Source organism: Pseudomonas sp. (assembly GCF_036404235.1).
Classification (GTDB): domain Bacteria; phylum Pseudomonadota; class Gammaproteobacteria; order Pseudomonadales; family Pseudomonadaceae; genus Aquipseudomonas.
In genome coordinates, this window is record NZ_DASWOT010000187.1 from 1 (window position 1) to 8,162 (window position 8,162).

Sequence of the window (8,162 nt, forward strand, 5' to 3'; positions counted from 1 at the left end):
GAACATCGGAATGAGAGTCGAGCGAGGAGTCGCCCTGCTGGCCACCCTATATGCGAATAGCCACTTCAAGGATGGCGGATATAAAATCTACGACTTCATGCCACACGATTCGGAGCCGCCCGTCTCGCTGGAACAGGCTATGGAGTCCTGGGTGTGATGCTGATAGATTCGCTGTTTTTGAGGGAATGGAAACCATGATCAAAATGCTCGTTATCGCAGCCGCCATGGTGCTTGCAGCATGCGCTACGACCGGAGGCCATCCGATCAGCCAACAGCAGATAGAGGCTATTAAGCAGGGCCAGACCACTCGCGATGATTTGCTATCAGTATTTGGTAAGCCTCTTGTTAGATCAAAAAACTCAGACGGGACAGAAGTTTTGGCTTGGGGCTATGCAAAAGTAGGCTTCGCAGGATCAAGCTACGAAAATCAATCGCTTTCCGTGATTTTCGGTCCTGATGGGAAGGTTGTGAGCTATACCACAAGTCAAATAGCAAACCCCTACTGATCACTAAATAACAAAAGACCCCGCTTCGGCGGGTTTTTTTACGCCTGGAGAAAATGATGGCAAATTCGCTGGGCACCTTGACGCTGGACTTGGTCGCGAAGATTGGTGCGTTTACCGGGCCGCTTGATCAGGCGAGCCAGACAGCCAAGAAGCGCAACGCCGAGATATCAAAGTCATTTGCCAGCCTTGCCGCCGGGGTTGGCGTCGCCCTCGGCAGCATCCCTGCGGTTTTGACAGGACTAGTAGTATCTTCCGCCAATGCGGCCAAAGAGATATCCAACCAAGCGACTTTGGCTGGTCTTGGGACTACCGAGTTTCAAAAGTACGCTGCTGGTGCTCGCACCGTTGGAGTGGAGCAGGACAAGCTCGCTGACATATTCAAAGACACCAACGATAAGTTGGGAGACTTCGCAAACACGGGCGGTGGTGCGCTTAAGGATTTCTTTACTAATATTGCGCCTATGGTTGGCGTCACTGCCGATCAGTTCAAGAAGTTGAACAGCAAGGATGCGTTGGCGCTATACGTCACCAGTCTGGAAAAAGCGAACGTCAGTCAGCAGGAAATGACCTTCTACATGGAGGCTATTGCCAACGATTCGACCGCGCTCGTACCTCTGTTGCGCAATGGTGGCAAAGGTTTCGATGAGCTTGGTGCTGCAGCAGAAGCTGCCGGCGTGATTCTGGATGGACCGACCATTGCTGCCGCCAAGCAGTTCGGCATTGAAGTTCAAGGGCTACAGCAATACCTCTCATCGGCCCAGGCTATGCTGGCTGCCGAGTTCCTGCCGGTCTTGGCACAGTTTGCCAAGGATGTGAATCAGAGCGCCAAGGACGCAGGCGGCCTGAAGGGCGTGGTGGGCGATCTGGGCGAAAAGCTGGTGGAAACGACAGCTTTTGTTGTTAGCGCTGGCGATGGGGTGACGCGAGTTTTCGATATCGTGGCTAACACCTTGGTTGGCCTATACGCTACGGCGGTGGGGCATCTGTCGTCGCTTATGTCCGACCTCGCTACAGGCATGTCGAAAATAACGTTCGGCGATACGGCAAAGCAGTTTGTAGCTGACAGCGCTCGTTTGCGTGATGAGGCCTCTACCAACTTCAATGTCGCAGCTCAGGCTGCTGCTGCAATCGGAGAAAACCTTGATAAACCGTTAGCTGGCGACCAATTCAAGGAATACGTAGCGAATGCCAAGAAAGCTGCTGCCGAGCTCGCGAAGACGAACCAGTCAACCACACCTGGTACGGGTAGCGGAGTTGATCCGGCGGCCATGGCTGCCCAAGCTGCCGCCCAGAAAAAAGCTGCAAGCGATTCCGCCGCTGCTGCCAAGAAGATTCAGGACGCGTTTAAAACCACCGAAACTGACTATCAGCGCCAGATCGAGCTGATCAACACCACGACGGACGCCCAAAAGGACGCTACCGAAGCGGACAAGCTTCATTTCGAGATCGCCTCCGGAAAGCTGGTTGGCATCAACGCTGAGCAGCAAAAGCGTCTCGAAGGTTTAGCCAGTGAGATGGATAGACTGGAGAAACTGAAAAAAAGTAACGAGGATCTGGCAGCAGTCGAGGCGTTTCGTTTGAACGCCAATCAGGAAACTCACCAGATCAAGGATTCTCTCGATCTTGATTTGGCGGGCGCAGGTCAAGGTGATAAACAGAAAGAACGCCGACGTAAGTTCCTGGAGATTGATCAAAACTACTTCGGTGAAGTTGATAAGTTGTGGCAGCAGTTCAACTCGAAAGACATAACGAAAGAGCGTTACGACCAAGAGACTGAGATCGCGAAAGAGGCTTACGCTCAGCGAATTATTGATCAGCAGGACCATTACAACCAGCAAGACGAAGCACAGAACAAGTGGCTTGATGGGGTCAGTGCCGCATGGCAGAACTACGCTGATACTGCGCAGAATTACACGCAAATGGCAGCCGACCTGACATCCAGCACGCTGGACAATGCCAGCAGCAGTCTGAGCACGTTTCTTTCTGATGTAGCGACAGGGTCAGAGGATGCCGGTGACGCTTTGGCCGACATGGTTAGCGGCTTTGCGAAATCTACGATTAGTGCCTTGGCCGACATGGCTGCGCAATGGCTTGTGTACCAGGCCGTGCAATTGGTCGTGGGCAAAACTGGGCAATCGTCGGCGGCGCTGGGCTTGATCGCAAACGCACAAGCGGCGTCTTTCGCGGCTCAGGTGAACGCCTATGCCTCGACGGCTGCCATTCCAGTCTTCGGGCCGGCACTTGCTCCAGCAGCGGCTTTGACTGCGGCTGTCGCCACGGCGCCGATGGTCGCCGGAGTAGCATCCGCGGCTTTATCGGGTATGGCTCACGACGGTATCGATTCTGTTCCGGAAACAGGCACATGGCTGCTGCAAAAGGGTGAGCGCGTCACTACTGCCGAGACGAGCGCCAAGCTGGATCGCACACTTGATCGAGTCAGTTCGGGCGGCGGCGGAGGCTCTTCTGGATCGATCAAGATCGATGCGCCCATCACCGTGCAGGCTCAACCCGGCATGACTGATCAGCAGGCGCAACAGCAGGGCGAATCCATGGGCCAGGCGTTCACCGCCGAGGTTATCCGAATCATCCAGAGCGAGACGCAGCAAGGCGGCGTTTTGTGGAGGCGCACCGGTGGCTGAGACATTTAGCTTCTGCACCAGGGTCGGCGCAACCGGCGATATTTCCCAGCGTACATGGGAAAACGACTTTGGCGATGGTTATATCCAGGCGGGCGGCATTGGCATTAACACCAAGTCGCAATCATGGGATATCTCAGTCACCGGTCGCATGGTGGACGGTGACGACCTGAAGGCGGTTAGGGACTTTCTGGATCGGCATGAAGGTTACAAATCCTTCAACTGGCAAGCCCCTGGTGCCGACGTGGGGCGCTATAGCTCAAATGGTTACAAACTGAGCGCCGCCGGCGCCGGAATATTCACCCTCACCGCAACCTTCAAGCAGACCTATCGCCCGTAATTGCAGACATTCATCTGGCCCGCATCGAGCGGGCTTTTTCGTATTTGGGGGCTTATGAGCTACAACTCCGATATCCAAAAGCTTGAGCCTGGCAATCAGATTCGATTGTTTGAAATCGACGCTACTCGCCTCGGCGCTCAGGTGTGGCGCTTTCACGGTCACGCTCAAGAGGGCGATATTATCTGGCAGGGCGTGCTGTATTCCCCGATCCAAATTACTGCCAAGGGATTTGACATCCGGGGCGACGGCCGTCCTGCAACACCGACGCTGCAGGTCGCCAACGAGTTGGACGGTATTCGTGGCGCGATCACGGCAATCTGTCTCCAGTTCCGCGATCTGTCTGGCGCAAGGGTGCGCGTAATCGAGACATACCGCCACTTTCTGGATGCTGCAAATTTTCCCGAGGGCAACGCGGAAGCGGCGGATGAAAGCCGGGAAAACATCTGGTACATCGAGCAGAAGTCCGACGAAAGCCGCGACTCTGTGACCTTTGCTCTTTCCAGTCCAACGGACATGGAAGGGCAAATGCTGCCTTCGCAACAGATCACCAAACTTTGCCGCTGGGCATCGCGCAATGGGTACCGCCAAGAGGCCTGTGCCTATACGGGCACGGCGATGTTCACCAAGAAGAATGAACCAACTGACAACTCTGCTCTGGATCGTTGTGGGGGCTGGTGGAGCAGTTGCAAGTTGCGGGGTAATACCCGCCGCTTTGGTGGGTCCATGGGCGCAAGTCTAATCGCCAGTTCGAGGTAACTATGCGCATCAACCAGGGTCTCCAGCAGGCGATTAAGGAACATGCTGAAGCGGTGTATCCGGCAGAGGCGTGCGGTGTGCTGATCAAGACTGTGGAGGGCCGTGAATACGTGCGGTGCGCAAATTCGGCCACCAGCCCGCGTGAGAATTTCGAAATCGACAAGTACGACCTGGCTGCAGCCGAGGATCGGGGCGAGGTGCTGGCATACGTGCATAGCCATCCCGACAAGGCTCCGACTCCCAGTATGGCCGACCGGGTCAGCTGCGAACTGCATGAACTGCCATGGGCCATCGTAGGTTGGCCGGGTGGCGATATCGAATGGTTCAAGCCGTCTGGCTTTGTGGCTCCGTTGCTGGGGCGGGATTTCTCCCATGGCCTGCTCGATTGTTGGGCGGCTTGCCGCGACTGGTACGCGCGCGAGGCAGGGTTGCCGCTGCCGAACTTCGAGCGCAAAGACCTGTGGTGGGAGCAGAAGGATGGTCCGAGCTTGTATGAGGACAACTTCAAAGCCGCTGGCTTCTACCAGGTCAGCGACGCGAAGCGCGGCGATATGCTGGTGCTGCAAATCCCTACCCCTGGCCGGGAGTGCTATTTCCCCAATCACGCAGCGATCTACCTGGGCGACGAGCCGACGCTCATCAGTGAGTCGTCGCCAAAGCTTGGCGGTTCCGGCCCGTTCATTTATCACCATATGCCGGGGCGCTTAGCCAGTCGTGAAATCTACGGCTGGTCGATGGCCAACCGGGTGAAATTGATTCTTCGGCACAAGGATTACAGGCCATGACAATTCGCACTATTAAATTAGGCGGCGTTCTGGGCAAGAGCTTCGGGCGGAGCTATCAGTTGGATACTCATGGTGTGCGCGACGCGATGAGCGCTTTGTGCAACATGAAGCCGGGGTTCGAGAAGTTCATGCGCCACGCCGAAGAGCGCGGACTGGTGTTCGCTGTATTCGTCGACAAGCGAAACATCAGCATGGGTGACCTCGATACCTCGGTCGCTCGCGCAGGCGACATTCGCATCATGCCGATTGTGCGCGGCAGCAAGCAGGCAGGACTGTTTCAGACCATTCTGGGGGCTGCACTGGTGGTGGTTGGCGTCATGTATGACTGGTCGGGTACTACCTCTACTGCCGGTATGGCGATGATTGCAGGGGGTGCTGCTATTGGCTTGGGGGGCGTAGTTCAGATGCTGGCTCCAACTACTACAGCGAGCACTTCTGATCGCAACGATGATGGCAACAATCCTAGTTATGGCTTCGGAAGTGCAGTCACGACTATCGCGCAAGGGAACCCATATCCCTTGCTATATGGCGAGCGGAAAATCGGCGGCGCTGTTGAGTCTGGCGGGATTTACACCCAAGACAACATCTGATTAAGCCACAACACCTGACCCGCTTCGGCGGGTTTTTGCATTTTGGAGGGCGCATGAGCGCAGTAGCAAAGAAGACGCACCGCACTGCCCTTAAAAAGCGGCGCCTAGTTGCTGGCGGCAAGGGTGGAGAGGCCAAACAGAAGCAGCCGAGCATTGCCACCAACGGCGTACCATCACTGGCTACTGCGCGCATCCTTTACATGTGGAGTTGGGGCCCCATTGTTGGCCCAGTCAACGGCTTGAACTCCGTTGAGCTGGATGGAACCCCCGTGGTCGCTGCGGATGGAACCGTCAATTATCCCGGCGTGAAGTGGCAATTCCGATCGGGCGAGCTTAATCAGGAGCGCCTCGATGGAAACACTGAATCCAGTAACGAAATATCGGTAAGCCAGGAGCTTCTCAGTACCGCGCCTTGGCTCTACACCATCACCAACACAGTCGCGGATGCCATCCGTATTCGCTTCAGCTGGCCACAACTGCAAAGCCAGGACAGTAGCGGGAACATAAATGGCGTGGCTATCAGCTATGCGGTAGACATTTCTACGGATAACGGCCCCTTTGTCGAGGTGCTGGCATCATCCGTTGATCGCAAGAACGTCACCACATATGAGCGGTCGCATCGCCTGGAGCTTCCGACTGGTAGCCGTTGGACCATCCGCGCACGACGCATTACCCCTGAAGCCAACAGTTCTCTGGTCCAGGACGGTATGTATGTCGAAGCCATTGCAGAGGTGGTCGACAGCGATCAGGAATACCCCCTCACGGCGGTGAGCTCTATTGAGTATGACGCACAGCAGTTTGGCGGCGATATCGCGAAAATTGCTGTACTCATGCGCGGGCGAATCGTTCGGGTACCGGCTAACTACAACGCCGAGACACGCGCTTACGCGACCTCCGGGGCCGGCACCAGTAACGGGGTTTGGGACGGGACTTTCAAAGAGGCGTACACCAATAACCCGGCATGGGTGTTCTATGACCTGGTGCTCCATCCTTATTACGGCTTGGGCGAGCGCATCGACGCCACCATGGTAGATCGCTGGTCGCTTTATCGCATCGGGCAGTATTGCGATCAACTGGTGCCGGACGGCAAGGGTGGTCAGGAGCCGCGCTTCACCTGCAACCTATACCTCCAGAAGCAGGCCGATGCTTATGCTGTACTGCAGGATCTGGCATCGATCTTCAATGGCATGGCCTTCTGGGATGGTAGCCAAATCGTTGTTAACGCAGACATGCCGGGCGATCCGGTATTCAGCTACAACCAGTCTATGATCCTGAACAATGGGGAGATCCGTTACGCCGGTACCCGCTGGCGTGATCGCCATACCACGGCGATGGTCTCCTACGACAATCCAGATCAGGACTTTGAGACCGACCAAGAGCCAGTGTTCGACGAAGAGGCGATTGCCGAACTAGGTCAGGTACGCGAACTGAAGGTGGATGCCTTTGGCTGCACATCGCTTGGACAAGCTCAGCGGGCTGGGCAATGGGCGCTGATGACCGAACAGCTACAAACTCGTACCGCTACCATGCGTGTGGGGCTTGAGGGGCAGATTCCCCGGCCGGGGCAGGTGATTGCAGTCGCAGACCCTATGCTTGCAGGCCGCGCGAACGGCGGGCGTATTTCTGGCGTGGCAGGCAGGGTCATCACGGTGGATCGTGATATTGAGATTCCAACCGGCGCAAGACTGATGCTCAATCTGCCAAGCGGCAAGACCGAGGCGCGAGTAGTTAAGTCTTTTGCCGGTCGAGCAGTTACCGTAATGGCGGACTATAGCGAGGTACCAGAAGCCGAGTGCGGGTGGGCGCTGGACTATGACGACCTGCAGGTGATGCAGTTCTATGTTCGAAACATCACCAGACCAGAGTGGCACCAGTTCCAATTCGAGATGGTTCAGCATGAGCCAACCAAGTTTCCAGCAATCGACAGCGGAGCCGTGGTTGACCCTCGGCCAATCAGCGGCATTCCAATAGGCACTCAGGATGCGCCTGCGCGCGTGATGCTCAGCCAGCACGTTGTAGTCGAGCAGGGTATTGCGGTCACCGTGATGACTGTCGCCTGGGATGCCGCGCCGGGAGCAGTCTCCTATGATGTCGAATGGCGCTGGGGTGCCCGCGAGTGGATGAAGATCCCCCGAACCGGCGAGCTCTCGACGGACGTGCGTGGCATCTATTCAGGTCAGTACATGGCTAGAGTGCGCGCAGTGAGCGCTCTCAACGTGTCCTCGATCCCGACCACGTCAGCTCTGACCAACTTGGAAGGCAAGACTGGTCTGCCACCCGCAGTAACCTCCCTAACCACCGAAAGCCTGCTGTTCGGTATTGGCATGAAATGGACTTTCCCACCTGGTGCGGAAGATACGCAGCGGACTGAAATTTGGTATGGCACCACGACTGACCTTGCAGCCGCCACGAAGCTGAGCGACCTAGCTTACCCGCAGTCTGAATATGTCATGCAGGGCTTGGCGGCTGGTGTGACGTTCTTCTTCTGGGCGCGGCTGGTGGACCGGACTGGCAACATTGGCCCTTGGTATCCAGCCGGTATCGGCGTG

Annotated in this window: 7 protein-coding genes; all 7 read left to right on the forward strand. The window is 56.3% G+C overall.

Features of this window, described 5'->3' with window-relative positions:
* The first annotated feature begins 194 nt into the window (after positions 1-194).
* Positions 195-506: a hypothetical protein gene (locus VGC62_RS23220; protein WP_331189420.1), complete on the forward strand. Its 312-nt coding sequence runs from the start codon at positions 195-197 to the stop codon at positions 504-506.
* A 56-nt stretch (positions 507-562) separates the two neighbouring features.
* Positions 563-3,145: a phage tail tape measure protein gene (locus tag VGC62_RS23225; protein ID WP_331189421.1), complete on the forward strand. Its 2,583-nt coding sequence runs from the start codon at positions 563-565 to the stop codon at positions 3,143-3,145.
* Positions 3,138-3,482 (forward strand): phage tail protein, encoded by a 345-nt coding sequence (locus VGC62_RS23230; RefSeq protein ID WP_331189422.1) that lies wholly within the window; start codon positions 3,138-3,140, stop codon positions 3,480-3,482. The genes VGC62_RS23225 and VGC62_RS23230 overlap by 8 nt, the downstream gene beginning before the upstream one ends.
* Before the next feature lie 54 nt (positions 3,483-3,536).
* A complete protein-coding gene (locus tag VGC62_RS23235) occupies positions 3,537-4,238 on the forward strand; it encodes a phage minor tail protein L (protein ID WP_331189423.1) in 702 nt (233 codons plus the stop codon).
* A 2-nt stretch (positions 4,239-4,240) separates the two neighbouring features.
* A complete protein-coding gene (locus VGC62_RS23240; RefSeq protein WP_331189424.1) occupies positions 4,241-5,023 on the forward strand; it encodes a C40 family peptidase in 783 nt (260 codons plus the stop codon).
* The gene (locus tag VGC62_RS23245) at positions 5,020-5,613 is read left to right on the forward strand and encodes a tail assembly protein (RefSeq protein WP_331189425.1); all 594 of its coding nucleotides are present in this window, start codon (positions 5,020-5,022) and stop codon (positions 5,611-5,613) included. Before VGC62_RS23240 ends, VGC62_RS23245 begins: the two co-directional genes overlap by 4 nt.
* Positions 5,614-5,666: 53 nt before the next feature.
* A partial coding sequence (locus VGC62_RS23250; RefSeq protein WP_331189426.1) for a host specificity protein J occupies positions 5,667-8,162 on the forward strand: 2,496 nt, incomplete at its 3' end.

Bases quoted from the DNA above. Each gene is read 5' to 3' on its own strand.
- VGC62_RS23220 (WP_331189420.1), top strand. From the start codon at position 195: ATGATCAAAATGCTCGTTATCGCAGCCGCCATGGTGCTTGCAGCATGC.
- VGC62_RS23225 (WP_331189421.1), top strand. From the start codon at position 563: ATGGCAAATTCGCTGGGCACCTTGACGCTGGACTTGGTCGCGAAGATT.
- VGC62_RS23235 (WP_331189423.1), top strand. From the start codon at position 3,537: ATGAGCTACAACTCCGATATCCAAAAGCTTGAGCCTGGCAATCAGATT.
- VGC62_RS23240 (WP_331189424.1), top strand. From the start codon at position 4,241: ATGCGCATCAACCAGGGTCTCCAGCAGGCGATTAAGGAACATGCTGAA.
- VGC62_RS23245 (WP_331189425.1), top strand. From the start codon at position 5,020: ATGACAATTCGCACTATTAAATTAGGCGGCGTTCTGGGCAAGAGCTTC.